This window comes from Blastococcus sp. SYSU DS1024, from assembly GCF_054050795.1.
Genome location: NZ_JBJHAA010000007.1, coordinates 120,590 through 144,952, shown reverse-complemented (window position 1 = coordinate 144,952; position 24,363 = coordinate 120,590). Strand labels below are relative to the sequence as shown.

Annotated in this window: 24 protein-coding genes; 7 read left to right on the top strand and 17 right to left on the bottom strand. The window is 75.6% G+C overall.

Annotated features, from left to right (window positions below; all coding sequences use genetic code 11):
* Positions 1–26 precede the first annotated feature (26 nt).
* Positions 27–1,571 carry a helix-turn-helix domain-containing protein gene (locus ACI79S_RS08930; protein WP_456593092.1) on the top strand — a complete coding sequence of 515 codons (1,545 nt, stop codon included), beginning with the start codon at positions 27–29 and terminating at the stop codon, positions 1,569–1,571.
* A 118-nt stretch (positions 1,572–1,689) separates the two neighbouring features.
* Here ACI79S_RS08930 and ACI79S_RS08925 read toward each other — a convergent pair whose 3' ends face one another.
* Both ACI79S_RS08925 and ACI79S_RS08920 read right to left on the bottom strand, forming a co-directional pair.
* On the bottom strand, positions 1,690–2,448 hold the full coding sequence (locus ACI79S_RS08925; RefSeq protein WP_456593091.1) for an SDR family NAD(P)-dependent oxidoreductase: 759 nt from the start codon (positions 2,446–2,448) through the stop codon (positions 1,690–1,692).
* A gap of 94 nt (positions 2,449–2,542) precedes the next feature.
* Entirely contained in the window at positions 2,543–4,351 is a 1,809-nt protein-coding gene (locus ACI79S_RS08920) for a PucR family transcriptional regulator (protein WP_456593090.1), read from the bottom strand.
* Positions 4,352–4,706: 355 nt separating this feature from the next.
* On the opposite strand from ACI79S_RS08920, the gene ACI79S_RS08915 reads away from it, so the two are divergent.
* Complete coding sequence (locus ACI79S_RS08915) at positions 4,707–5,702, top strand: DUF2877 domain-containing protein (RefSeq protein WP_456593089.1); 996 nt, start codon at positions 4,707–4,709, stop codon at positions 5,700–5,702.
* A 30-nt stretch (positions 5,703–5,732) separates the two neighbouring features.
* On the opposite strand, the gene ACI79S_RS08910 is transcribed toward ACI79S_RS08915, so the two are convergent.
* The 8 genes from ACI79S_RS08910 to rpe form a co-directional block, all read right to left on the bottom strand.
* Complete coding sequence (locus tag ACI79S_RS08910; protein WP_456593088.1) at positions 5,733–6,218, bottom strand: SSI family serine proteinase inhibitor; 486 nt, start codon at positions 6,216–6,218, stop codon at positions 5,733–5,735.
* Positions 6,219–6,272: 54 nt separating this feature from the next.
* Positions 6,273–7,139 (bottom strand): ATP phosphoribosyltransferase, encoded by an 867-nt coding sequence (gene hisG / locus ACI79S_RS08905; RefSeq protein ID WP_456593087.1) that lies wholly within the window; start codon positions 7,137–7,139, stop codon positions 6,273–6,275.
* A 90-nt stretch (positions 7,140–7,229) separates the two neighbouring features.
* Complete coding sequence (locus ACI79S_RS08900; protein ID WP_456593086.1) at positions 7,230–7,493, bottom strand: phosphoribosyl-ATP diphosphatase; 264 nt, start codon at positions 7,491–7,493, stop codon at positions 7,230–7,232.
* Positions 7,490–8,017, bottom strand: a complete 528-nt coding sequence (gene ribH / locus ACI79S_RS08895) for a 6,7-dimethyl-8-ribityllumazine synthase (RefSeq protein ID WP_456593085.1) — start codon at positions 8,015–8,017, stop codon at positions 7,490–7,492. The genes ACI79S_RS08900 and ribH overlap by 4 nt, the downstream gene beginning before the upstream one ends.
* On the bottom strand, positions 8,014–9,333 hold the full coding sequence (locus tag ACI79S_RS08890) for a bifunctional 3,4-dihydroxy-2-butanone-4-phosphate synthase/GTP cyclohydrolase II (RefSeq protein WP_456593084.1): 1,320 nt from the start codon (positions 9,331–9,333) through the stop codon (positions 8,014–8,016). Before ACI79S_RS08890 ends, ribH begins: the two co-directional genes overlap by 4 nt.
* On the bottom strand, positions 9,330–9,953 hold the full coding sequence (locus ACI79S_RS08885; protein WP_456593083.1) for a riboflavin synthase: 624 nt from the start codon (positions 9,951–9,953) through the stop codon (positions 9,330–9,332). The genes ACI79S_RS08890 and ACI79S_RS08885 overlap by 4 nt, the downstream gene beginning before the upstream one ends.
* A gap of 1 nt (position 9,954) precedes the next feature.
* A complete protein-coding gene (gene ribD, locus ACI79S_RS08880; protein ID WP_456593082.1) occupies positions 9,955–11,031 on the bottom strand; it encodes a bifunctional diaminohydroxyphosphoribosylaminopyrimidine deaminase/5-amino-6-(5-phosphoribosylamino)uracil reductase RibD in 1,077 nt (358 codons plus the stop codon).
* Entirely contained in the window at positions 11,028–11,699 is a 672-nt protein-coding gene (rpe, locus tag ACI79S_RS08875) for a ribulose-phosphate 3-epimerase (protein WP_456593081.1), read from the bottom strand. The genes ribD and rpe overlap by 4 nt, the downstream gene beginning before the upstream one ends.
* 107 nt (positions 11,700–11,806) lie before the next feature.
* Here rpe and ACI79S_RS08870 point away from each other — a divergent pair, with 107 nt between their 5' ends.
* The 5 genes from ACI79S_RS08870 (at position 11,807) to ACI79S_RS08850 (ending at position 17,027) form a co-directional block, all read left to right on the top strand.
* The gene (locus tag ACI79S_RS08870; RefSeq protein ID WP_456593080.1) at positions 11,807–12,436 is read left to right on the top strand and encodes a universal stress protein; all 630 of its coding nucleotides are present in this window, start codon (positions 11,807–11,809) and stop codon (positions 12,434–12,436) included.
* A gap of 7 nt (positions 12,437–12,443) precedes the next feature.
* Positions 12,444–13,046, top strand: coding sequence for a hypothetical protein (locus ACI79S_RS08865; RefSeq protein WP_456593079.1), 603 nt, complete (start codon positions 12,444–12,446; stop codon positions 13,044–13,046).
* 54 nt (positions 13,047–13,100) lie between these two features.
* Complete coding sequence (locus tag ACI79S_RS08860; protein WP_456593078.1) at positions 13,101–14,579, top strand: aldehyde dehydrogenase family protein; 1,479 nt, start codon at positions 13,101–13,103, stop codon at positions 14,577–14,579.
* A 172-nt stretch (positions 14,580–14,751) separates the two neighbouring features.
* Positions 14,752–15,396 carry a hypothetical protein gene (locus ACI79S_RS08855; protein WP_456593077.1) on the top strand — a complete coding sequence of 215 codons (645 nt, stop codon included), beginning with the start codon at positions 14,752–14,754 and terminating at the stop codon, positions 15,394–15,396.
* Positions 15,397–15,452: 56 nt separating this feature from the next.
* Positions 15,453–17,027: a DUF222 domain-containing protein gene (locus ACI79S_RS08850; protein ID WP_456593076.1), complete on the top strand. Its 1,575-nt coding sequence runs from the start codon at positions 15,453–15,455 to the stop codon at positions 17,025–17,027.
* Between the two features lie 7 nt (positions 17,028–17,034).
* On the opposite strand, the gene ACI79S_RS08845 is transcribed toward ACI79S_RS08850, so the two are convergent.
* The 7 genes from ACI79S_RS08845 to metK are packed head-to-tail and all read right to left on the bottom strand — an operon-like array spanning position 17,035 to position 24,307.
* Positions 17,035–17,442: a VOC family protein gene (locus ACI79S_RS08845; protein WP_456593075.1), complete on the bottom strand. Its 408-nt coding sequence runs from the start codon at positions 17,440–17,442 to the stop codon at positions 17,035–17,037.
* A 47-nt stretch (positions 17,443–17,489) separates the two neighbouring features.
* Positions 17,490–18,875 (bottom strand): RsmB/NOP family class I SAM-dependent RNA methyltransferase, encoded by a 1,386-nt coding sequence (locus tag ACI79S_RS08840; protein ID WP_456593074.1) that lies wholly within the window; start codon positions 18,873–18,875, stop codon positions 17,490–17,492.
* Positions 18,872–19,852, bottom strand: a complete 981-nt coding sequence (gene fmt, locus ACI79S_RS08835) for a methionyl-tRNA formyltransferase (RefSeq protein WP_456593073.1) — start codon at positions 19,850–19,852, stop codon at positions 18,872–18,874. The genes ACI79S_RS08840 and fmt overlap by 4 nt, the downstream gene beginning before the upstream one ends.
* Complete coding sequence (def, locus tag ACI79S_RS08830; RefSeq protein WP_456593072.1) at positions 19,801–20,334, bottom strand: peptide deformylase; 534 nt, start codon at positions 20,332–20,334, stop codon at positions 19,801–19,803. The genes fmt and def overlap by 52 nt, the downstream gene beginning before the upstream one ends.
* Positions 20,331–21,056 (bottom strand): aspartate/glutamate racemase family protein, encoded by a 726-nt coding sequence (locus ACI79S_RS08825; RefSeq protein WP_456593071.1) that lies wholly within the window; start codon positions 21,054–21,056, stop codon positions 20,331–20,333. The genes def and ACI79S_RS08825 overlap by 4 nt, the downstream gene beginning before the upstream one ends.
* A gap of 14 nt (positions 21,057–21,070) precedes the next feature.
* Positions 21,071–23,053, bottom strand: a complete 1,983-nt coding sequence (locus tag ACI79S_RS08820) for a primosomal protein N' (protein WP_456593070.1) — start codon at positions 23,051–23,053, stop codon at positions 21,071–21,073.
* 39 nt (positions 23,054–23,092) lie between these two features.
* A complete protein-coding gene (gene metK, locus ACI79S_RS08815; RefSeq protein ID WP_456593069.1) occupies positions 23,093–24,307 on the bottom strand; it encodes a methionine adenosyltransferase in 1,215 nt (404 codons plus the stop codon).
* Positions 24,308–24,363: the final 56 nt, after the last annotated feature.

Sequence of the window (24,363 nt, the reverse complement as noted above, 5' to 3'; positions counted from 1 at the left end):
TCTCAGATACGAGATAACGTGGTCGGGTGACGCTCACCGACCTGCCTGCCGACGAAGCCATGCGGCGGATCGGGGCGCTCGTCCGCGACGCCCGCCGCCACCGGGGCCTCACCCAGCAACAGCTCGCCGAGCGGCTCGGCACCAGCCAGAGCGCGGTCGCCCGCATCGAGCAGGGCAGCCAGAACCTCACGCTGGAGTTCCTGGGCCGCCTCTCCGCCGCCCTCGACAGCGAGCTCATCCGGCTGGGCCCCGCGGGGCCGGCACACCTCCGAGTCACCGGCGGGCACCCCCTGCGCGGCCGGGTGGCGGTGAAGTCCTCCAAGAACGCCGCCGTCGCGCTGCTCTGCGCGGCGCTGCTGAACCGGGGCCGCACGACCCTGCGCAACGTGTCCCGCATCGTGGAGGTCGAGCGCATCCTCGACGTGCTGCGGTCCATCGGCGTCGCCGCCACCTGGGACGAGCGCGGGCACGACCTCACCCTCGTCGTCCCCGACGAGCTCGACCTCGACGGCATCGACGCCGACGCGGCCCGGCGGACCCGCAGCATCATCATGTTCCTGGGCCCGCTGCTGCACCGGGCCGGCGCGTTCCGGCTGCCCTACGCCGGCGGCTGCGACCTGGGTACGCGGACCGTGCAGCCGCACATGATCGCCCTCCGCCCGTTCGGGTTGGCCGTCGAGGCGCACGCCGGTGAGTACCAGGCCACGGTGCAGGGCCCGGCCGCCGCCGATCGGACGATCGTGCTCACCGAGCGCGGCGACACCGTCACCGAGAACGCGCTGCTGGCCGCGGCCCGCACCGACGGCACCACCACCATCCGCAACGCGAGCTCCAACTACATGGTCCAGGACCTGTGCCTGTACCTGCAGCTGCTCGGCGTGGACGTGGAGGGCCTGGGGACGACGACGCTGGTGGTGCGCGGACGCCCGGTGCTCGACGCCGACGTCGACTACACGATCAGCGAGGACCCGGTGGAGGCGATGAGCCTGCTGACCGCCGGGATCGTCACGGGCTCGGAGCTGACGGTCACCCGGGCCCCGGTGGACTTCCTCGAGGTGGAGCTCGCGGTGCTCGCCGAGATGGGGCTGCGCTACGAGCTCTCCGCCGAGTACCTCGCCGACAACGGGCACACCCGGCTGGCCGACATCACCATCCACCCGTCGGAGCTGCGGGCGCCGCTGGACAAGGTGCACCCGATGCCGTTCCCGGGGCTCAACATCGACAACCTGCCGTTCTTCGCGGTCATCGCCGCCCAGGCGCAGGGGTCGACGCTGATCCACGACTGGGTCTACGACAACCGGGCGATCCACCTCTCCGACCTCACCCGGCTCGGTGCCGACGTCCGCCTGCTCGACCCCCACCGGGTGCTGGTCACCGGCCCGACCCGCTGGCGGGCCGCGGAGGTCGTCTGCCCGCCCGCACTGCGCCCGGCGGTCTGCATCCTGCTGGCCATGCTGGCGGCCAAGGGCACGTCGGTGCTGCGCAACGTCGACATCATCGCCCGCGGGTACGAGCAGCTCTACGAGCGGCTGGTCGAGATGGGCGCCGACATCGAGGTCTTCCGCGACTGAGCCCCGCGACGATCATCTGACCTGATCATGACGCGTCCTCCCTCACCGTCTGCCGTGAGGGAGGACGCTCCACGATCAGGGACCCTGATCCCCGCCCGGCCGGGCCGGACGGCCGGGGTCAGCGCTCCTGGTCGGTGGGGCGGACGAGCACCTCGTTCACCGCGACGTGCGGCGGCTGGGTCACCAGGTAGAGGACCGCGCGGGCGATGTCCTCGGCGCGCAGCGCCCGCATGCTCGAGTACATCTGCACCGAGGCGGCCTTCGCCGCGGGCTGGGTGATGTGGTCGGTGAGCTCGGTGCTGACCGCGCCGGGCTCGACCAGGCCGATCCGCACCCCGCGGCCGGTGACCTCCTGGCGCAGCGACTCGCTGAAGGCGTTCACCGCCCACTTGCTGGCGTTGTACACCCCGGCGCCCTTGCGGGCCTGCCGCCCGGCGACGCTGGAGATGTTCACGATGTCCCCCGACCCCTGCTCGAGCATCCCGTCGAGGGCCGCGTGGGTCATGTACAGCACACCCATCACGTTGGTGTCGATCATCCGGCGCCAGTCCTCGGTGTCCGCCCCGGCGATGGTGCCCAGGAGCATGACGCCGGCGTTGTTCACCAGGACGTCGAGGCCGCCCAGTTCCGACCGGGTCCGGGCGACGGCCTCGGCGCACGCCCGCTCGTCGGTGACGTCCAGGGCCAGCGGCAGCACCGCCGTCCCGCCGTCCCGCAGCCGGCCGGCCAGCGCCTCGACCCGGTCGCTCCGCCGGGCCCCGAGGGCGAGAGCCGCCCCGGCCTCGGCCAGGGCGATCGCCGTGGCCTCGCCGATGCCCGAGGACGCCCCCGTCACGAGGGCCACCGTGCCGGCGAGCGGACGTCCGGGCTGCGTCATGCGGACATCCTCACCACGCAGCACCCGGCGGCGCACGTCGGCCCCGCGGCCGCGTCGCCGCGGGGCGGGCGAGGCGTCGGTGCAGCGGGGCCCCTCAGAGGAGGGCGTCGAACCCGTCGTCGAGCGGCAGGCCGAGGCCGCCGTCCAGCGGCGGGCGCGCCGGCTGGTCCAGACCGCGCATGCGGGCGGCGTGCAGCGCCAGCAGGAGGTTCAGCCGCAGCGTCGGGTCGGTGGTGAACGGCCCGAGCATCCGCTCCAGCTTCCCGATCCGGTAGCGCATCGTGTTGTAGTGGAAGTGCAGCCGCCGGGCGGACTCCGCGACGTTCAGGTTGGTCTCCAGCAGCACCCGCAGGGTCTCCCGGAGGTCGGCGGAGTCGGCGTCGACGGCGTCGGCCAGCGGGCCGAGCACCTCGTCGACGTAGGACCGCAGCTCGGTGCTGTCGGGGATCAGCGACAGCAGCCGGAACACCCCGAGCTGGTCGAAGTGGACCACCGACGACCCGCCGTGGATCTCCTGCCCCACACCGAGCGCGCGCTGCGCCTGCCGGTGCACCTCGGCCAGCTCGGAGAGCGATGCGGCCGGCCGGCCGATGCCGGTGCCCAGCAACCGTCCCACCCGGCGCAGCCGCCCGTTGACCCGGGAGGTCACGGCGGAGACCAGGGCCGACAGCTCCTCCGGCGTGCGCCCGTCCAGGGGCAGCAGCGTCACGATCTCCGTGGCCAGCCCCGCGACGGCCGCTCCGGCCACCTCCGACTCCAGCGCGGCGCGCCAGCCGTCGGCCAGCCGGTCCAGGACGTCGAGGGCGCGGGTGGGGTCGGCCGCGGCGTCGGCCACGGTCTCGGTGGCGGTCACCAGCACCGCGACCGGCCCGTCCAGCCGCCACCCGAACGAGCGGGTGTAGGCCAGCGTCCGCTCGGTGTGGCCCACCGCGCCACCCACCAGCCGGCGGACCAGGTCCCCCTGGAATCGCAGCTCCACCGAGTGGACCGCCTGCAGCCGGATCACCGACAGCGCGGCGATGACCGCCGCCCGCTCCAGCACGCCGCCGGCGCCCAGCATCATCGCGCCGTTCCGGTGGACGGCGACGAGCCAGCCGTGCCGCTGGTCGCCCGCCATGATCGGTGCCACCGCGTACTCGCCGATCCCGCCGGGGAGCTGGTGGTGCCCGGGCACGAGCAGGATGCCGTCGGCGGGCGAGAGGTCGGCGTTCAGGTCGGCCGGCGTGACCACCGTCTGGTCCGCGCGGACCCCCGACAGGCGCAGCGACGGCGCCATGGCGGCCAGCTCGTCGTCGGCGGCGGCGTCGAGGAGCCACAGCCAGTCGCTGATCTCGGCGACGTCGTCGGCGGGGCCGGCGCTGGTGACGACCTCGCGGTCCGGCCCGAGGCCCAGCACGGCGGCCCCCTCGAGCATCACGGCCAGGCGCTGGGTCACCTCGGCCAGCCCACCGCCGGTGAGCGCCACCTCGGTGAACTCGTCGTCCATGCGCGAGGACAGGGCGAGGGCCTGCCCCTGCTTGGCGACGACGGCGCCCAGCACGCCGGAGACGACCTCGTCGAGCCGGGCCGTCGGCGGCAGCGCGAGCACCGGGAGACCCCGGCGCTCGGCTTCGGCCAGGACCTCGGCGGGCAGGGGCGGCGGGCCGTCGACGCGCCGGTAGGCCAGCGCCGCGGTGCCGGCGGCCTCGAGCCGCTCGACCAGCGCCCGGCAGCTGGCCGGGTCGGCGGGAGGGAGCCGGGCCCCGAGGACGACGAGCACATCGGGGCCCGCGGCGGCCAACGGCTCGGCGGGGTCGTCGACGACCATGTGGCGGATCACCCGGCCGAGCCCGGCGGCGCCGGTGGTCACGGTGCTCCCGGCGAGGACGGCGAGGTCCAGCGCCTCCTCCACGGTCAGGCCCATCCGCTGCTGCCAGCTCGCGCGCTCGCCGCGGCGCTCGGGCCGGGGCGACTCGGCGACCGACCAGTTGCGACGGAACGGGGTGGTTCCACTACCGCGAGTAGACGCCAGGAGTGACGAATCACTCTGTGTCACGAGGCATCCCCTTCCAGTCGTCGTCCAGGGTGCCACACGGCAGCGGCCTGTCGAGTGTCCCCGGACGCCGCCATCCATTCTTGGCGACATCCGCCATAAGAGGGCGTGCGACGCGCCGCTTAGGTTCGACCTCGTTCCACCTGCTGGCTGGATCGTAGGGGCTCCGCGACGGGGCGTGTGCACCCTCCTCGCCGGCCGGTGGACCGAGGGGTGGAGGCGGCCCATGCGCGCGATCGACGACACCGAGGTCCGGACCGACTCGAGCGAGCACCTCACCGCGCACGGCCGTGCCGTGCGCGCCGGCGTTCGGACGATCCCCCTCCCCCGCGAGTCGGCGCGAGCCGCCGCCCGCACCCAGCCGACGGCCGCGGTGCCGGCCGCGGCGAGCACCGCCGTCGCCGACGTGCTGCGCGGCCCTGCCCGCCCGGCGCGCGTGCTGCTCAGCCTCCCCGCCGCCCTGTACGTGCAGGTGGTCGGCGAGCGCGGCCTCGGTGAGGTCGTCGGCGTGCTGACCAGCGATGCCGCCCGGCTGCCGCTCGGCTGCGTCCTCTTCCGCCCGAGCAACGGGCGCCCGCTGGCCGGGCTCCCCGCGGGCGCACCCGCCGAGGTGGGGGCCGGGCGGATCGTCGTCGGCGACCTCGCCGTGAGCGCGTCGGCCTGGTGGGACCCGCGACCGCGGCTGCCCGGGGACCGGCCCGCGCTCCTGCCCGAGGGCGTCCGGCACCTGCGCAACGCCCTCTACGGCGAGGGCGTCCCGCACAGCGCCTTCACCCTGCCCGGCCTGCCCACCGGCCCCGGTGGCCCGCTGGCCGCCCTGCGCGGCGCCGTGCGCCGCGCCGACCTCGAGGCCGCGCTGCGCACCGCCACCCGGCTCATCGGCCTCGGCCCGGGGCTGACGCCGGCCGGGGACGACGTCGTGGCCGGGACGATCGCCGGCCTGGTGCTCCTCGGGCACCCGGCGGCGGAGCGCTTCGCCGCCGGCGTGTGCTCCCTGGCCGGTGGCCGGACGACCGAGCTGTCCCGGGCGCTCCTGCGGCACGCGGCCGCGGGCCAGGTCAGCGGTGAGTACGCCGCGGTGCTCCGCGGTCTGGTCGGTGAGCGCCCCCTCGGGCCGGCGATCGGCCGCCTGCTGGCCACCGGCGCCACCAGCGGCCGGGCCATGGCGCTGGGCCTGTGCACCGCCATCGACCTGGTGGAGCGCACCGCACGCGTCCGCTGACCGCAGCCCCGGGCGCGGGTGTCCGGAGCGTCAGCCGAGCGGCGTCGCCGGCTCCCCCACCGGCACGGGCAGGACGGGCCCCAGGGCGTCCCACTGCGCGATGCGGCACCCGTCGACGCGGGACAGCTCCAGGTCGACCGGCTCACCCTCCCAGCGCCCGGTGATGCGGGCGGTCTGCGGACCGCCGTACTGCTCGGTGCAGACCAGGTCGTCCGGCAACGGCGCGAACGGCTCGGTCATGTCCTCGAGGTGGGCGCAGGCCTCCTCCGCCCGCGGGTGGGTGCCCTCGACGACGCCGTCGCAGGTCAGCGTCCAGGTCTCCGGCGGCGTCCCGTCCCCGCGGTCGACCACGATCCGCAGCTCGTTCTCCGCCTGCGAGGCGCCCGACGGGCCGCCGCCGTCGGTCGCGCTCCCCCCGTCGGCGGTCGCCGCCGCGTCACCGTCGCTCCGCCCCGTGGCGCAGGCGCCCAGGACGAGGGCCCAGGCCAGGAGACCGAGGAGCAGCAGGCGTCGCATGCCGGTGGAGACGAGCGACGCCGCCCCCGGGTTCCACCGTGGCCGGCGGGTCGGTCAGATCCGGGAGGCGTGGATGCTGGTGACGAGGATCGCCCGGGCGCCGAGCTCCCAGAGCTCGTCCATCACCCGGTTGGTCTCGGTGCGGGCGATCATGGCCCGCACCGCCGACCAGCCCGGCGTCTGCAGCGGGCTGACCGTCGGCCCCTCGATGCCCGGGGTGATCGCGGTGGCGCGGTCGAGCAGCTCGTTGGGGCAGTCGTAGTCGAGCATCACGTACTGCCGGGCGACCAGCACACCGCGGAGCCGACGGCGCAGCTGCGCCACTGCGGGGATCTCCTCGGCCCCCTCGCGGCGCACGAGGATGGCCTCGCTGCTGAGCACCGGCTCCCCGATGATGTGCAGCCCCGCGGCGCGCAGCGTCGTCCCGGTCTCCACCACGTCGCAGACCGCGTCGGCGACGTCCAGCCGGCAGGCGGTCTCCACCGCGCCGTCGAGCTTCACCACGTCGGCCTTGATCCCCTGCTCGTCCAGGTAGCGCCGCAGGAGCACCGGGTAGGCGGTGGCGATCCGCTTGCCGGCCAGCTGCTCCACCTGCTGGATCGCCGACTCCACCGGGGTCGCGAACCGGAACGACGAGCGACCGAAGCCCAGCGGCATGACCTCCACCGCGCTCGGGCCCTCCCCGTCGGCGGGAGCGGTCTCCAGCAGCATGTCGCGGCCGGTGATGCCGACGTCGAGCGTGCCGGCGGCCACGTACACCGCGATGTCCCGCGGGCGCAGGTAGAAGAACTCGGTGTCGTTCTCGGGGTCGTAGACCGCGAGGTCCTTGGTGCTGCGCCGCTGGCGGTAGCCGCTCTCGGCGAGCATCTCCGCCGCCGGCTCGCTCAGGACACCCTTGTTCGGCACGGCGACGCGCAGCACTCGGCCACTCCTAACGGGACGTGATGGAACGGCCCCGCTGCAGGTGCCCCGCCGCGAGGGAAGCGAGCGGTGGGGGGCAGCGGGGTCCTCTCAGAGGTGAGCGTAGACGTCGTCGAGCGTGAGACCCCGCGCCAGCATGAGCACCTGCACCCGGTAGAGGAGCTGGCTGATCTCCTCGGCGGTGCGGCCGGCGCCCTCGTGCTCGGCGGCCATCCAGGACTCGGCGGCCTCCTCCACGACCTTCTTCCCGGCCGCGTGCACGCCGTCCCGCACCGCGGCGACGGTGCCGGACGCGGCATCCCCGGCGGCCACCTTGGCGGCGAGCTCGGCGAACAGGCTGTCGAAGGTCTTCACGACCGGGTCTCCTGGCGGGCGGGGGTGACGGAGAACCCGGTCTGCCGCTGCGGCGACCGGAGCTCGCGGAGCACGAGCGCGGTCTGCAGCGCGGCGAGGGTGGCCTCCCAGCCCTTGTCCTCGCCCGAGCCGGGCAGCCCCGACCGGTCGCGGGCCTGCTGCTCGTCGTTGGTGGTGAGGACTCCGTTGCCCACCGGCTTGCCGGCGTCGAGGGCGACGCGGGTGAGCCCCGCGGTCACGGCATCGCAGACGTACTCGAAGTGCGGCGTCCCCCCGCGCACCACGACGCCGAGCGCGACGACGGCGTCGTGGCGCTCCGCCAGGGCCTGCGCGACGACGGGCAGCTCCACGGCGCCCGGCACGCGGACGACGGTCGGCGCGGGCACCCCGCAGGCCTCGGCGGCCGCGACGGCGCGGTCCAGCAGCGCGCCGGTGATCTCGGCGTGCCACGTGGTGGCGACGATGCCCAGCGTCAGCCCGGCCGCGTCGACCGGGGTCGCCCGCGGCGCTCCGGTGCCGCTCATGCCGGCTGCTCGTCCTGGCCGAGGGGCACATCGGTGCCCGGCACCGTGGTGGCGCCCGGGGCGTCGGCCGGGCCGGACTCGGTCTCGGGCTCGATGATGTCGAGCAGGTGGCCCATGCGGTCGCGCTTGGTGCGCAGGTACCCCAGGTTCTCCGCGGTGACGTGGCTGGGCAGCGGCACCCGGCCGAGCACGCGCAGGCCGTAGCCCTCCAGCCCGGCGCGCTTGGCCGGGTTGTTGGTCAGCAGCCGCATGGTGTGCACGCCCAGGTCGACGAGGATCTGCGCGCCGGTGCCGTAGTCGCGCGCGTCGGCGGGCAACCCGAGGTCGAGGTTGGCGTCGACGGTGTCGGCGCCCATGTCCTGCAGCTGGTAGGCCTGCAGCTTGTGCAGCAGCCCGATGCCCCGGCCCTCGTGCCCGCGGATGTAGAGCACGATCCCGCGGCCCTCCTGGGCGACGGCGGCGAGCGCGGCCTGCAGCTGGGGCCCGCAGTCGCAGCGCAGCGAGCCGAAGACGTCGCCGGTGAGGCACTCGGAGTGCACCCGCACCAGCACGTCCTCGCCGTCGCCGATGTCCCCGTAGACGAAGGCCACGTGCTCGCGCTCGTCGTAGGAGCTCGAGTAGCCGACGGCGGTGAACGTGCCCGGGGCCAGCGGCACGATGGCCTCGGCCACCCGCTCGACGAGCTTGTCGAACCGCTTGCGGTAGGCGATCAGGTCGGCGATGGAGATCAGGCACAGGTCGTGCTCGTCCGCGAACAGCCGCAGCTCCTCGCTGCGGGCCATGCCGGTCGGGTCCTTCTCGCTGACGATCTCGCAGAGGACGCCGGACGGGCGCAGCCCGGCCAGCAGCGCCAGGTCGACGGCGGCCTCGGTGTGGCCCGGCCGGCGCAGCACGCCGCCGTCGCGGGCGCGCAGCGGGACGACGTGACCGGGGCGGGCCAGGTCGGCCGAGGTGGTGTCGGCGGCGGCCAGGGTGCGGATGGTGTGCGCCCGGTCCGCGGCGGAGATGCCGGTGGTGACGCCTTCCCGGGCGTCGACGGTGACCGTGTAGGCGGTGCCGAGGCGGTCCTGGTTCACCCGGTGCATGGGCGGCAGGTCCAGCCGGTCGGCGTCGGCCTCGGTCACGGCCACGCACACGTAGCCGGAGGTGTACCGGACCATGAACGCCACCAGCTCGGGGGTGGCGAGCTCCGCGGCGAAGATGAGGTCGCCCTCGTTCTCGCGGTCCTCGTCGTCGACGACGACCACGGGCCGGCCGTCCTTGATGGCGGCGATGGCTGTCTCGATGGAGTCCAGCCGGGTGCGGGGCTCGCTCATGCGCGGGCCCCCAGCAGGCGTTCCACGTACTTGGCGATCACGTCGACCTCCAGGTTGACGGGCTCCCCCGGGGCGCGCGCGCCGAGCGTGGTCTCGCGGAGGGTGGTGGGGATGAGGCTGACCTCGAACCAGGGTTCGGGGTCGGTCGCGGCGCTGACCGCGCTGACGGTCAGCGAGACGCCGTCGACGGCGATGGAGCCCTTCTCGACGACGTAGCGGGCGAGCCCGGTGGGCAGGCCGATGCGCACGACCTCCCAGTGCTCCGCCGGCGTGCGGGACAGGATCTCGCCCACGCCGTCGACGTGGCCCTGCACGATGTGCCCGCCCAGGCGGGTGTGCGGGGCGACCGCGCGCTCCAGGTTGACCGGTGCGCCGTCGGCGACCGCGTCCAGGCTGCTGCGGCGCAGCGTCTCGGCCATGACGTCGGTGGTCCACACACCGGCGCCGTCGGCGCCCGGCTGCACACCCGTGACCGTGAGGCAGACGCCGTTGACGGCGATGGAGTCGCCCAGCGAGACGTCGGTCAGCACGGTGCGGGCGCGGATGCTCAGGACGGCGGAGTCGCCCTGGTCCTCGCGTCCGGCCAGGGTGCCCACCTCTTCGACGATGCCGGTGAACACCTCAGCTCCCTCCGTCCGTGCCGGTCCCGCCGGTGCGGGCCACCCGACCAGTGTGCCGGGTGGGGTGCAGCCGGATCTGCACGTCCCCGCCCAGGGGGGTGAGATCGGCGACCGAGAAGGACAGCGCCGAGCCGATCCCGGTGATTCCCAGGTCCCCCACCAGCGACGGGCCGGCCCCCAGCAGCTTCGGCGCGAGGTGGACGACGGCCTCGTCGACCAGGCCGTCGCGCAGGAACGCGGCAGCGAGCGTCGGGCCACCCTCGAGCAGCACCCGGCGTGCGTCACGGGCGAACAGCTCGGCCAGCAGGTCCGCCGGTGCGGCGGCCCGGCTGACCAGGGTCGGCGCGACGTCGTCGAGCACCCGGGCCGAGGCCGGCAGCCGGTCGCGGCGGTCGACGACCACCCGCAGCGGTTGCCGGTCGGCGTCCCGGCCGGCGTCGTCGCGCACCGTGAGCTGCGGGTCGTCGGTGAGGGCGGTGCCGGAACCGACGACGACGGCGTCGCAACCGGCCCGCAGCCGGTGCACCTCGGCGCGCGCCTCCGGCCCGGTGACCCAGCGGCTGCTGCCGTCGGCGGCGGCGACCCGTCCGTCGAGCGTGGCGGCGACCTTCCAGATCACGTACGGGCGGTGCTCCCGGACCCCGGTGAGCCAGCCGGCGAGCGCGCCGCGCTCGGCGGCCTCCTGCTCGATCCCCAGGACGACGTCGACGCCGGCGGCTCGGAGCCGCGCCGCTCCCCCGCCGGCCAGCTCGGTCGGCTCGGGCACGGCGACGACGACCCGGGCGATCCCGGCGGCCAGCAGCGCATCGGCGCACGGACCGGTGCGCCCGGTGTGCGCGCACGGCTCCAGCGTGACGACGGCGGTGCCCCCGCGGGCCCGCTCGCCGGCCTGGGCCAGGGCGCGCACCTCGGCGTGCGGGCCGCCGGGCGGGGCGGTGGCCCCCTCCCCCACCACGCTGCCGTCGGCGGCGACGACGACCGCGCCCACCGCGGGGTTGGGGCTCGTCGTCCCCAGCACGGAAGCGCCGAGCTCCCGGGCCCGCGCCATCGCGGACCGCTCGACCGGGGCGAGGGTCACCCGCGCATCGCCGCGGCGGCCTGCGCGCGTAGCGCGGCGATGGCCTTCGCGGGATCGTCGGCGCCGTAGACGGCGGACCCGGCGACGAACATGTCGACGCCGGCCTCGGCGGCCTGCTCGATGGTGTCGGCGTTGATGCCGCCGTCGATCTCGACCAGCAGGCGGAGCTCCCCGGCGTCGACCAGCTCGCGGGCCTGCCGCACCTTGGGCAGCACGTCGGCGATGAACGACTGCCCACCGAAGCCGGGCTCGACGCTCATCACCAGCAGGGTGTCGAAGTCGGCGAGGACGTCGAGGTAGTCCTCCAACGGCGTACCGGGCTTGATCGCCAGCCCGGCCAGCGCACCCGCTGCGCGCAGGTCCCGGGCCACCGCCCGGGGGTCGGTGCAGGCCTCGGCGTGCACGGTGACGTTGCGTGCCCCGGCCTCGGCGTACCCGGGCGCCCAGCGCTCGGGGTCCTCGATCATGAGGTGGCAGTCCAGGGGCACGGGGCTGACCCGCTGGATCGCCTGGACGACCGGGAGCCCCAGGGTCAGGTTCGGGACGAAGTGCGCGTCCATGACGTCGACGTGCAGCCAGTCCGCGTCGGCCACGCGCGCCACCTCATCCGCCAGGTGGGCGAAGTCCGCGGACAGCAGGCTGGGGGCGATCGACGGTTGCCGGGGCACGGCCGCCGAGTCTAGGTGGCGACGCGTGCTGGAACCCGACCCGTCCGTCGGGCGTCAGACGTGGAGGGACGCGACCGCCGCGGCCCCCGCAGCACGGGAGGAGCACCATGCCGACGCCCGCCCTCGTCGCCCTCGTCCTGGTCGTCTGGATCGCCGTGGGCTGTGGTGCCGCCCTCTTCCTCGGGCGCCGGGGTTACCGCGATCCCCAGTGGTACTTCCTCGGCGCCGTGCTGGGCCCGCTGTTCGTGCCGGTGGCCATCGAGCGCGGCCGCCGCGAGCACCGCGTGGTCGAGCGGACACCGCTGGCGGACTCCGGTGCCTCGCGGGCCGACGGCGCGATGACGGTCGTGGTGGGCGTCGACGGGTCCGCGGAGTCCGACCGGTCGTTGCGGGACGCGGCACAGCTCTTCTCCGGCGACGGCCCCCGGGTGGTGCTCGTCATGGCGGTCGACCCCGACGTCGTCGAGTTCGCCGATCACACCGAGCGGGACAGGTGCCGCGGCCTGCTGGAGGAGCGGGCCACCTGGTTCTCCGGCGCCAGACCCGTCGTGGAGCTGGTCAGCGGCCGGCCGGGCTCGGCGCTGCTGGAGGTGGCCGGTCAGGAGGACGCCGACGTCGTGGTCGTCGGCCGGCGGGGGCGCGGCCTGTCCCACCGCATGCTCGGGAGCGTCGCGGAGCACGTCACCCACCACTCCCCGGTCCCGGTTCTCCTCGCCGGGCCCGTCGCCGGGCGGTGACCGGGCGGTGACCGGGCGACCGTTCCACGGTCCGGCGCAGGCGACCGGGACCAGCCGGTCCGGCGCGTCCACCGCGCGGACCCGGACCCTGCCGGCCGAGGATGCCGCCGCGGCGGTGCGCGAGCGGGCCCGGCACGAGCTCCGCATGCTCGCGGGCGGCCTGCCGCCCTTCGCGGTGGGCTTCGCTCTGCTGCGGCTGGAGCCGGCGAGCTGGTCCACGGGCACGTGGACCGCCGTAGCCGCTGGTGCCCTCGTCCTGGCGCTCCTGGGATGGGGTTTCCTGGGGACCGAGCGCGGCCGGCAACGGCAGCAGGAGCGCCTGCTGGCCGAATACGCCGTCGTCCACCACAGGGACCCGGGGCCGGGCCGGCGAGCGCGAGCCGACCGCGTGGCGGACCGGATGGCGCGCCAGCGGTTCTTTGCCCGGGTGGGCGTCCCGGCCATCATCGGCATCCACGTGGTCCTGGGCGACTGGGATGAGCTCGGGACCACGGTCCCGGGCGCCGTCCTGGTGACGATCGCGGGCGTGGTCCTCCTGGTGGACAGCACCACCCAGGCCCGGGCCGGCCGTCGCTGGCTCGCCGACCCGCCCGGACCTGCCCGCAGCTGACCGGCCGGCCCACCGCCACGTGTCCGTCGCACACGACCGGGTAGGGCCAGATCCATGGCTTCCGACACCACCGCCCCCGAGCGCTACGACGGCTTCGACCGCATGCCGATCGGCGGCACCTGGCGCGCCGGGCGCGCCGGGAAGACCGCCACCGACACCGATCCCTACACCGGCGAGACGCTGACCGAGATCCCGCTGGCGAACGCCGAGGACCTCGACGAGGCGTACGCGACCGCCAAGCAGGCGCAGCGCGAGTGGGCGGCCCGGCTGCCCAGCGACCGCGCCGACGTGATGCGCCGCGCCGCCCGCATCATGGAGGCGCGCAAGGACGAGATCGTCGACTGGCACATCCGCGAGAGCGGGGCCGCGGCACCGGCCGCCGAGTTCGAGTTCGCGATCACCCTGCGGGACTTCCACGAGGCGTCGTCCTACCCGTACCGGATGGAGGGCCGGATCCTGCCGGCCGACATCGAGGGCAAGGAGAGCCGGGTCTACCGCCGCCCGGTCGGCGTGGTCGCCGTCATCAGCCCGTGGAACGTGCCGATGCACCTGTCCAACCGCTCGGTCGCGCCGGCGCTGGCACTCGGCAACGCCGTCGTCCTCAAGCCGGCCGGTGACACCCCGGTGACCGGCGGGCTCCTGCTCGCCAAGGTCTACGAGGAGGCCGGGCTGCCACCGGGCCTGCTGTCGGTCGTCATCGGCGCCGGACGCGACATCGGCGACGCGATCGTCAGCCACCCCACGCCCCGCGTCGTCTCCTTCACCGGGTCCACCCCGGTGGGCAAGGGCATCGCCGAGAAGGCAGGGCTGAAGAAGCTCTCGCTCGAGCTGGGCGGCAACGGCCCGCTGGTGGTGCTCGACGACGCCGACCTCGAGTACGCGGTGGACGCCGCCGTCTTCGGGAAGTTCTTCCACCAGGGGCAGGTCTGCATGATCACCAACCGGATCGTGGTGGACGCCGCGGTGCACGACGAGTTCGTCGACCGCTACGTGGAGCGGGTGCGCGGGCTCAAGGCCGGCGACCCCCGCGAGGGCGACACCGTGATCGGCCCCATCATCAACGGCAAGCAGCTCGAGGGGATCCAGGAGAAGGTCGCCCAGGCGCGGGAGGACGGCGCCGACCAGCTGCTCGGCGGCGAGCCGACCGGCCCGATCGGCTCGGTGCTGCCCCCGCACGTGCTGCTGGGCACGAACGACGTCGCCACCGCCCGGCAGGAGGTGTTCGGCCCGGTCGCGACGATCATTCGCGCCCGCGACGAGGCCGAGGCGCTGGCCATCGCCAACGACACCGAGTACGGGCTCTCCAGCGCCGTCTTCACCCGGGACACCCTGCGCGGCGTCAACTTCGCGCTGCAGGTGGAGGCGGGCATGACCCACGTCAACGACTCCCCGCTCAACGACGAGAACAACACCGCCTTCGGTGGCGAGAAGGATTCGGGGCTCGGCCGGTTCGGCGGCGAGTGGGCGATCGAGGAGTTCACCACCGATCACTGGATCAGCGTCCAGCACACCCGGCGGCAGTTCCCCTTCTGACGGTCGGCCGGGTGGCGGCCGTGTGGCGGCCGCCCGGCCCGTCCCCGCCGCACACGATCGGGTGACCGTCGCGATGCCTGCCTGCCGCTCTTCCTAGGGTGGCGGCGATGCAGGCACTGCGCTGGCGACGTCGGCTCGCCGAACACCCGCCACCGCGCCCGGAGGACCTGTCGTGAGCACCGGTCCGGACGTCGACTGGTCCGCCGTCGAGCACCGCGGGCGCCGTACCGACTGGCTGGCGCTGCCCCAGCTGGCGTTGCTCTTCGCCTGCCTCGTCACCCTCCAGGGACGGTGGGCGGTGTGGGAAGGCGCCGCGGCCTGGGTCGCCATCGGCGTCCTGACGGCCATCGTCGTGAGCGGCCATCTGGTGGTCCGGCTGAGCCCACGACTGCGCGCCCGGTCGGCCGAGGCGCACCGGATCGGCCACGCCCTCCGGTACCGGGTGGATCCCGGCCCGGGGTTGCGCGAGCGCGCCGACGTCCAGGCGCGCTACCAGGCAGGCGTCGGCTGGCTGGTCTGGGTCCTCCCGGTGGGGCCGGCCGCCCTGCTGCTGGGTGCCCGTTGGGACCGGCCCGTCTCCACCGTGCCCGCCGCGCTCCTCGTCGCCGGCGGGGCCGTGGGCCTCACCGTGTGGTGGCGGCGCCGGGTCGCGTGGGCTCGGCGGTGGCTCGCCGACCCACCCGGTCCACCCCGTGAGGTACCGCCACCCGGTCGCGCCGAGCGCTGGTTCACCCGGCCCCGCACCGCGCTACTGGCGATGGCGGCGGTGCTGGTGATCGGTCTGCTGGCCGGTCTGGTGAGGGGGCTGACCGGCTGACCCTCGTGCAGCGTCGACCTGCGGGAACTGTCGTACCCCGTGCTTAGCCTGCGGGTATGTCGGTGGTCGGGTTCGCGGTCGGGGTGACCGTGGCGCCGGTGTCCGACGCGCCTTCACCGTGGGAGCTGGAGGATCCTGATCCGGCGCGGTGGGACGAGCCGTTGAGTGCCTGGCTGCCGGCCCGGCGGTCGGCGGCAGAGGCGGCGGAGCTGCTGGGGCAGATCGTGGCCGCGGAGGCTCGGCTGGCCGCGTTGCGGGCGGAGCTGGTGATGGACCTGGCCGCGGCCCGCCCGGCGCCGGCGGATCCGCTGCCCGGCGGTGAACGCCCCGGGCAGGTCGGACCGGCGGGGGCCAGTGAGTTCGTGCCCGATGAGCTGGCCGCGGTGCAGAACTGCAGCCGCACGAGCGCGGTGACGCAGTTGGAGCACGCCCACGTGCTCACCACCGTGCTGCCGGCCACCTTCGCCGCGCTGCGGCTGGGGCGGCTGGACTGGCCCCGAGCCCGGGCGATCGCCGCCGAGGTCGCCGCCACCGGCGCCGACACCGACCCGGACGTGATCGCCGCCGCCGAGGCGGCGGTGCTGCCGGGAGCGGTCGAGCTGGGGGTGGGGAAGCTGCGGGCGGCGGTGCGCACCGAGCTGCTGGCCCGCGATGCCGCCGCGGCCGACCGGCGGCGGGAGGCCCGTCGGCGGGCGGCGGATGTGACGGTGCGCCCGGTCGGGGACGGGATGAGCGAGCTGCGCGCCCTGCTGCCCCATCCCGAGGCCCGCGCCTGCCGCGACGCCCTGGATCGGCACGCCCGCGCGGCGAAGGACGCCGGGGATACGCGGCCGATCGGGATGCTGCGCGCCGGAGCGCTGGCCGATCTGCTGCTGCGCCCCTGGCAGCAGCAGCCGGCGGTGACCGCGCAGCTGACCGTGGTCGCACCACTGGACGCATTGACTCCCGGCCGGTTCCTCGCCGCCGGCGCCCCGCTGCCCGCGGCGTTCACCCCGCCGGGTGCGGCCGCGCCGGTCGGGGAGGTCGACGGGGAGCCGATCACCGCCGCCCACCTGCGCGAACTGCTCACCCAACTCGACGGCCTGGGCGTGCACGCGCCGTCCGGCGGCAGCCTGCAGATCGCGCTCACCGATAGGACCGGGGCACTGCTGGCGATCACCGGCCGCACCGAGCTGGCCCGGCTGGCCACCCGCGGCTGCCCCCACCACCCCGACCGGTCCGACCAGCCCGACCACCCCGACCGGTCCTGCGGGTGCCCGCTGCTGCGCCCGCCGGCGGCAGTGGACCGCTACCGGCCCTCGGCCGCCCAGCACCGCTTCCTCGAGGCCCGCGACCGCACCTGCCGCCACCCCGGCTGCACCGCACCCGCCGCCTGGGCCGACCTCGACCACGTCCTCCCCCACGCCGACGGCGGCGCCACCGCCTGCGAGAACCTGTGCTGCCTGTGCCGCCACCACCACCGGCTCAAGACCTTCGCCCCCGGCTGGCAGCACACGATGAGCGACGACGGCGTCCTCACCGTCATCACCCCCACCGGCGCCACCCGCACCAGCCGACCACCCGGCTACCGCGTCCTCACCGCACCACCAGAGCCGCCGCCGGACCCGGCGGAGGATCCACCACCCTTCTGACCGGCGCTCAGGCGCCGTCCGGCCCGCGCGACGCGGCGACCTCCGCCGTGCTGCGCAGGATGCAGAACTCGTTCCCCTCGGGGTCGGCGAGAACCACCCAGCCGGTCCCGTCGGGGTTGCGGCGGTCGTCGACGGCCGTCGCACCCAGCGCCAGCAGGCGGGCGAGTTCCTCGTCGCGCGTGCCCTCCCGCGGACGCAGATCCAGATGCACCCGGTTCTTCACCCGCTTCGGATCGGGCACCTCGATGAAGAGCACCAGGTGGTGCCCGTCGCGCGACCTGATGAGGCACTCCTCGTGGCCGGGCCCGTTCGGGTCTTCCGGATCCTCGACGTAGTCGAGGACGGCCTGCCACCAGCGCGACAGCGCGTAGGCGTCAGCGCAGTCGACGCTGGTGTGCGACACGTACGACACCATTGCCGGATCCTGGCACGGTGCCCGGTCGTCTCGGCCGCACGACGCGGTCAGCGGGTCCGGCGGAGCAGCGCCATGAACATGGCGTCCGTGCCGTGCCGGTGCGGCCACAGCTGCGCGTAGTCGCCGCGCGCGATGCCGGGGACCTCGGGGAACAGCGGCGCGACCGGCAGCACCTCGACGTCGTCCCGGGCGGCGGCGGTGTCGACGACGGCCACCGTCTCCTCGGTGTGCGGCGAGCACGTGACGTAGGCCAGCACGCCCCCCGGGCGCACCGAGGCGAGCGCGGCGGCCAGCAGTTCGGTCTGCAGCTCCACCAGCGGGGCGACGTCCTCCGGCGTCCGCCGCCAGCGGACCTCCGGCCGGCGCCGCAGCGCGCCGAGCCCGGTGCAGGGCGCGTCCAGCAGCACCCGGTCGAAGCTCCCCGCCGCCCACGGCGGCTCGCGGCCGTCGGCGGCCACCACCTCGACGTCGGCCTCGTCACGCAGCGCCTGGCGGACCAGCTCGGCGCGGTGCGGAGCCCGGTCGGCCGCGGTCAGCCGCACGCCGTCCGGCCGGGTGACGGCGAGCAGACCGGCCTTGCCGCCCGGCCCGGCGCACATGTCCAGCCAGGCGCTCTCCGGCCCCTCGACCGGCGCCCGGGTGAGCAGCAGCGCGGCCAGCTGGCTGCCCTCGTCCTGCACCGCGGCGCGGCCCGAGCGCACCGACGCCAGCCGGCCGGGGTCTCCCCCGCCCAGCCGCACCGCGTACGGCGACCACGGACCGGGCTGCCCCCCGGACTCCTCGGCGAGGTCGCCGCGCGCCATCCGGCGGGCGACGAGGTGCACCTCGGGGGCGGCGTCGTCGGCCAGCAGCGCCTGCTCCAGCTCCGCCTCGCCGCCGAGCGCGTCCCGCCAGGCGTCGACGATCCACCGCGGGTGGTCGGTGGTCAGCGCCAGCCGCTCGTCGCCCTCGGGCGCCAGCCTCGCCAGCCACGCGGCCCGGTCCCCGCCCGCGGCGACCTTCCGCAGCACGGCGTTGACCAGTCCGGAGGCGCCCGCGCCCACGATGGCACGCGTGAGGTCGACGGAGGTGTCCACGGCCGCGTGCGAGGGCACCCGCAGGTCGACCAGCTGGTAGGCGCCCAGCCGGAGCAGGTCCAGCACCCGGGGGTCCAGCTCGCCCAGCGGGCGGGAGACGAGGCCGGCGAGGATCGCGTCGAGCGTCCCCTGCGCGCGCAGCGTCCCGTAGGCCAGCTGGGTGGCGAAGCCGGCGTCCCGCGGCTCGAGCTGCCGCTCCCGGAGCAGCTGCGGCAGCAGCAGGTTGGCGAACGCGTCACGCGAGGAGACGGCGTCCAGGACGTCGTAGGCGGTCAGCCGGGCGCCGTCCAGCACCGGGCGACGGGTGGCGGGGTGCCGCCGTCGTCCCTGGCCGCCGCCGCGGCCCGGGCGGGTCACTCGCCGCCCAGCCGCTCGCCGGGGGCCGGCCGCGCGCCGCGGGCCCAGTCGGTCGCCGCGAACATCCGCTTGCCCGCCGGCTGCACGTCTCCCAGCCGCACCGGGCGGTTCCCGGTGCCCACGAGCACCTCCCGGCCCTCGGCCCGCACCTCACCGGCGCCCAGGGCCGGTCCGTCGGGCAGCGGCGTGACGGGCCCGAGCCGCAGCCGCTCCCCCCGCCACGTCGTCCAGGCGCCGGGCGCCGGCGTCACACCGCGGATCCGCCGGTCCACCACGTGCGCGGGCAGCGCCCAGTCGACCCGGGCGTCCGCGGTCTCGACCTTCGGGGCCAGGCTGACGCCCTCGGCCGGCTGCGGCCGGGCCTCCAGCGCTCCGGCGGCGATGCCGTCGAGGGTCGCCACGAGCAGCTCCGCGCCGCTGACCGCCAGGCGTCCGAGCAGGTCACCGGCGGTGTCCCGCGGCCGGATCGGCTCGGTGAGCGTGCCGTACACCGGACCGGTGTCCAGCCCCGCCTCCAGGAGGAACGTCGAGGCCCCGGTCACCTCGTCGCCGGCCATGATCGCGTGCTGCACCGGTGCGGCGCCCCGCCACGCGGGGAGCAGCGAGAAGTGCAGGTTGACCCAGCCGTGCCGCGGCACGTCGAGCGCCGCCTGGGGCACGAGGGCGCCGTAGGCGACGACGGGCACGCAGTCGACGCCGAGGGCCGCGAGTCGCTCGAGGAACTCCGGGTCGCGGGGGGTCCGTGGCTGGAGCACCGGGACGCCGGCCGCGTCGGCCCGCTCGGCGACCGGCGAGCGGCTGACCTTTCGGCCGCGCCCCGAGCGGGCGTCCGGGCGGGTGAGGACGGCGACGACGTCGTGGTCGGAGGCGAGCAGGGCCTCCAGGGACGGGACGGCGGGCGCCGGGGTGCCGGCGAACAGGAGCTTCAGTGCGGGCTCACCTTCACGACGGGGAGGTAGCTGCCGTAGCCGGCCCATTCGGCGGCCCGGATCTCGGCGAGCGCGGCGGCACGGTCGACCTCGGTGAGCCGGTCGACGAACAGGACGCCGTCGAGGTGGTCGGTCTCGTGCTGGATGGCGCGGGCCAGCAGCTCGGAGCCCTCGACGCGCACCGGGTCGCCGTGCATGTTCCAGCCGGAGGCGACCACGTGCAGGTGCCGGCGGCAGTCGTAGCGCAGGTCGGGGATGGAGAGGCAGCCCTCCGGGCCGTCCTGCACCTCCTCGCCCACGGCAGCGACGTCCGGGTTGACGAGGTGGCCCACCTCGCCGTCGACGTACCAGGTGAACACACGCAGACGGACGCCGATCTGCGGCGCCGCCAGCCCGGCACCTCCGGCCGCCTGCATGGTCTCGGTCAGGTCGGTGACGAGCTGCCGGAGCTCGGCGTCGAAGTCGACGACGGGCGCGGCCGGCCGGTGCAGCACCGGGTCGCCGAACAACCGGATGGGGGTGACGCTCACCGGACGATCGTATGCGGGGGCCCGGCGCCGTCCTCGGCGAGCGCGGCCCGCACGGCGGCAGCCACGTGCAGCGCCGTCGTCGGGAAGGTGGGGACGGCGACGTCGTCCGGCCCGATCAGCAGCTCGATCTCCGTGCAGCCGAGCACCACGCCCTGGGCCCCACGGGCGACGAGCCGGTCGACGACCCCCCGGTAGGCACCGCGGGACTCCTCGCGCACGATCCCGAGCACCAGCTCCTCGTAGACGACCCGGTGCACCTCGTCCCGGTCGTCGGGGCCGGGCACGAGCACGTCGAGCCCCGCGGCCGCCAGCCGGTCGGCCAGGAACGGCTGCTCCATCGTGTAGCGGGTGCCGAGCAGCCCGACGCGGGTGAGCCCGGCGGCCGTGACCGCCTCGGCGGTGCTGTCCCCGATGTGCAGGAAGGGCACGTCGACGGCGCCGGCGACGGCGTCGGCGACGGTGTGCATGGTGTTCGTGCAGAGGACGACCAGCTCCGCCCCGGCCGCCTGCAGCCGCCGGGCGTCCGCCGCCAGCAGGTCACCGGCCGAGGCCCACTCCCCCGCCGCCTGGAGCCGCTCGATGACGGCGAAGTCGACCGAGAGCAGGATGCAGCGCGCCGAGTGCAGGCCGCCCAGCCGTTCGCGCACCGCCTCGTTGAGCAGCCGGTAGTACAAGGCGCTGCTCTCCCAGCTCATCCCGCCCAGGAGCCCGATCGTCCGCACGGCCGGATCCTGCCTCACACGAGGTCGAGCGGGTCCAGGTGGACGCGGACGTGCTCGGGCACCTTCTTCGCGCTGCGGACGCCCTGCACCTCGGTCAGCGCGGAGGCCAGCGCCGCCCCGGAGCCGCGGGGCACCCGCACCAGGTAGCGCTCCCGCTCGCCCTCCCGACCCGGCCGGGGCGGTTCGGGCACGGGCCCCAGCAGGTCGGCGTCCTCGGGGAGCCGCAGCGCCGTGAGGAACTCGGCGAGGGCCGCGGGCGAGGCGGACAGCGAGGCCATGCGGGTCACCGGCGGGAAGCCCAGCTCACGGCGGTCGGCGAGCTCGCGTTCGGCCAGCCACGCCGGGTCCCAGCGCACCAGCGCCTGCACGACCGGATGCGCGGCGTCCGCGGCGACCACGACGCGCCCACCCGCCGGCGCCGGTCGCACCAGGGCTGCGGCGTTCATCCAGCGGCGCAGCGTCTCCTCCCCCGCCCGCAGATCGGCCCGGCCGAGCAGCGCCCACGAATCCAGCAGCAGCGCGGCGCCGTACCCGCCCTCGGCCACCGGCTCGGCGCCGGGCGTGGCCACGACCAGCGCCGGACCGGCCGGCACCGTGGCGAGCACGCCGGAGGTGCTGCCGGAGGTGCGCACGGTCGTGCCCGCGAACGCCCGCGCGAGCTCCTCCGCGGTGCGCGACTCCCCCACCACCGCGGCCCGCAGCTTCGTCCCGTGGCAGTGCGGGCAGTCGAAGGTGGCGGCCGGGCGGGCGCACCAGCGGCAGGCCGGGATGCGGACGCCGCCCGGGCCGGGCCGCGGCGAGACGCCGAGCGGGCCGGCGCACTTCGCGCACCGGGCCGGTGCCCGGCACGTGGCGCAGGCCAGGGACGGGACGTAGCCGCGGCGGGGCACCTGCACCAGCACCGGGGCGCCGGCGGCCAGGGCCTTGCGCGCCGCGTCGTAGGCCAGCGAGGGCAGCCGGGCGGTGCGGGCCGCTGCGTCGCGAGCCAGCTCGAAGTCGTCCCCGAGCGCCTGCACCCGGGGTGCCTCGGCGCGCAGCACCGCACGGTCGGCGGCCAGTTCGTGCGCCCACCCGGACTCCACCAGCAGCGCGGCCTCGGCGGTGCGCGAGGTGCCGGCGACGACCGCGGCGCAGGAGTCCAGCCAGGCCCGCTGGACCAGCACGTCCCGGGCGTGCGGGTAGGGGGCGCGCTCCTCGGAGTGCAGGTCGTCGCCGTCGTCCCACACGACCACCAGCCCGAGGTCGCGGACGGGGGCGAACATCGCCGCCCGGGTACCCAGCACCACCTGGGCGGCGCCCCGTGAGGCGGCGAGGAAGCGGCGGTAACGCTTCTCCGGTGAGTCGTCGGCGCGCAGCACGGTGAAGGAGTGCTCCGGCAGCAGCCGTTCCGCCGCCACCGTCAGCCGGTCCAGGTCCTTGCCGTCGGGCACGACGACCAGGGCGCCGCGCCGGCCGGAGAGCGCCGCGCGGCACAGCTCGACCAGCCGGGTCGGCCAGTCCTCACCGGGCAGCGCCGTCCACACGGCCCGCGCCGGGCGCCCCTCCGCCAGCGCCGCGAGCAGGGCCGGGCCGGCCTGGTAGCGGGCGAACCCGGCCGGATCCGGCGGCGCGGGCAGCTCCTCGGGGGTGGGGGTGGGCCGCTTCTCCGCGGCCGCCCGACGGGGCGGCAGCGCCAGCCGCAGCACGTCGCTCGCGGTGCCCGCGTAGCGGTCGGCCACGGCGCGGACCAGCCGGGCGACCTGCGGGGTCAGCACCGGCTCCCCCGAGGGCACGTGGGACAGCGGCTGCAGGGTGCCGGCGAACTCGGTGCCGTTCGCCAGCTCCCAGACCACACCGTCGACCAACCGGCCGCGGAACCGGACCCGCACCCGGCACCCCGGCCGCACCGTGTCGGCGAACTTCTCCGGGACGGCGTAGTCGAACGGCCGGTCCAGGTGCGCCAGCGGCACGTCCACGACGACCCGGGCCACCTGCACCGGCCCAGTCTCCCCGCTCATACCGACAGCTCCCGGCCGCGGCCGGGGATCACGCGGACCTCAGGCGACGGCCGAGCGCAGCGCCTCGACGCGGTCCAGCCGCTCCCACGGCAGGTCGAGGTCCGCGCGGCCGAAGTGGCCGTAGGCGGCGGTGGGGCCGTAGATCGGCCGCAGCAGGTCCAGGTCACGCACGATCGCGCCCGGGCGGAGGTCGAACACCGAGGTGATCGCCTTCTCGAGCACCTCGTCGGCGACGGTCCCGGTGCCGTGCGTGTCGACGAACAGGCCGACCGGGTGCGCGGCACCGATGGCGTAGGCGACCTGCACCTCGCAGCGCCGGGCCAGCCCCGCGGCCACGACGTTCTTGGCCACCCAGCGCATGGCGTAGGCCGCGGAGCGGTCCACCTTCGACGGGTCCTTGCCCGAGAAGGCGCCGCCGCCGTGGCGGGCCATGCCGCCGTAGGTGTCGACGATGATCTTGCGGCCGGTGAGCCCGGCGTCACCCATCGGGCCGCCGATCACGAACTTGCCCGTGGGGTTCACCAGCAGCCGGTGACCGGTCGTGGGCAGGCCGAGCGCGGCCAGCTCCGGCTCGACGACGAGCTCCTCGATGTCGGGGGTCAGCAGCGTCTCGATCGAGATGTCCTCGGCGTGCTGGGAGGAGACGACGACGGTGTCGACGGCGACCGGGCGGTCGTCCTCGTAGACGACGGTCACCTGGGTCTTGCCGTCCGGACGCAGGTAGGGCACCGAGCCGTCCTTGCGCACCGCGGAGAGCCGGCGGGACAGCCGGTGGGCCAGCGCGATCGGCAGCGGCATGAGCTCGGGGGTCTCGTCGGTCGCGTACCCGAACATCAGGCCCTGGTCGCCGGCGCCCTGGCGCTCGATCGCGTCCTCGACGGCCTGGTCCTGCTCGCGGACCTGTGCCTGCGTCCGCGACTCGTAACCGATGTCGACGCCCTGGGCGATGTCCGGCGACTGGGCGCCGATGGAGACGCTGACGCCGCAGGACGCGCCGTCGAAGCCCTTGCGCGAGGAGTCGTAGCCGATCCGCAGGACGGTCTCGCGGACGATCGCCGGGATGTCGACGTACCCGGCCGTGGTGACCTCGCCGGCGATGTGGACCTGACCGGTGGTGATCAGCGTCTCGACGGCGACCCGGCTGCGCGGGTCCTGGGTCAGCATCGCGTCCAGGATCGCGTCGCTGATCTGGTCGGCGATCTTGTCCGGGTGGCCCTCGGTCACCGACTCGGACGTGAAGAGGCGGCGTGGCACTCGGTACTCCCTGGGATCGTGGACGTGGGCTCGGCGGGTCGTTCGGTGCGCGGGCA